Source organism: Variovorax sp. 01T439_2 (genome assembly GCF_056398445.1).
This window is the reverse complement of record NZ_JBFTPJ010001298.1, coordinates 1-1,176: the sequence shown is the minus strand read 5'-3', so window position 1 is coordinate 1,176 and position 1,176 is coordinate 1. Positions and strand designations below refer to the sequence as shown.

2 protein-coding genes are annotated in these 1,176 nt (G+C 67.3%); both read right to left on the bottom strand.

The genetic code is table 11. The features are described 5' to 3' along the window. A partial coding sequence (locus AC1DOC_RS34445) for a GFA family protein (RefSeq protein WP_478131679.1) occupies positions 1-244 on the bottom strand: 244 nt, incomplete at its 3' end. Positions 245-350: 106 nt separating this feature from the next. Next, a partial coding sequence (locus tag AC1DOC_RS34440; RefSeq protein WP_478131678.1) for an SDR family NAD(P)-dependent oxidoreductase occupies positions 351-1,176 on the bottom strand: 826 nt, incomplete at its 5' end.

The following is a 1,176-nucleotide window of genomic DNA, read 5'->3' as shown; positions in this document are numbered from 1 at the left end:
CGCCAAAGGGATGAATGCCGCAGACTGCGCAGAAGCGATGCGAGATCAGATGCTTGTTGAACAGGTAGGTGCTGATGTCCTCGGGCGGCGTCTTCAGCCGAAGCCGCTCGTGCGGCACGAACCACAGCAGCGACCCCTTGCGCTGGCACATCGAGCAGTTGCAGGCCATCGCCCCCTGGATGTCGCCCTCGACCTCGAAGGCGATCCGGCCACAGTGGCAGCTGCCTTGGTAATTCGTCGTCATCGGTCCTCCGAACAGAAGTTGTGCGGGCCGCAGTTTAGGCCGGCGACGGCGCCCTGTCTGCATGGCTTCGGCATGGAGCCGCCGGCGTGGGCCCGGAGGAGCGCGCCTACTCGGAGGGCCGCGTCGCCGTCAGCCCCGTGGGCGGACCGTCGATCGCGGTCCAGCCTCCGTCCACCGACAGCGAACTGCCCGTGATGTAGCTGGCCGCGTCGGACGCCAGAAAGGCCACCGCCGAACCCACTTCCGACGGCTGTCCCCAGCGGTTGAAGACGGTGTGCGCGGCATAGGTGTCGTAGATGGCCGGGCGCTCCTTGAGCGGCGCGGTCAACCTCGTTTCGATGATGCTGGGCATGACCGCATTGACGCGCACGCCGTAGCTGCCCACCTCCGACGCGAAGCCCTTCACCATCTGCGCGATGCCGGCCTTGGTGGCCGCGTAGATCCCGAGGCCGGGCTCGATCGTCACCGCGCGCATCGACGAACACAGGATGAGGCTGCCGCTGCCCTGCTTCATCATCGGCGCGCCGAAGCGGCGCATGAAGTGGAATGCCCCCTTGAGGTTCAGGTTCACGACCTGGTCGAATTCTTCATCGGTGTAGTCGACGATGAGCTTGCGGATGTTGAGCGCCGGCGTTGCCACGGCAACGTCGATGCGCCCGCGCGCCGCCAGCGTGTGCGCAGCCAGAGCCGCGATGTCCGCGCCGCTGGCCGCGTCGGTGCGGCGCCATTCGGCCGAGCCCGCGCCCGCTTGCGTGATCTGCTCGGCCGTGGCCTTTGCGCCGTCGGTGTCGCGGTCCGCGCACACGACGTGCGCACCCAGCGCGCCCAATGCATGGGCCGACGCCTGGCCGATGCCAGACGCCGCGCCCAGCACCACGGCCGTCTTGCCGGTCAGATCGAAAAGTTGACGATAGTTCTGCATGTTGGATCTC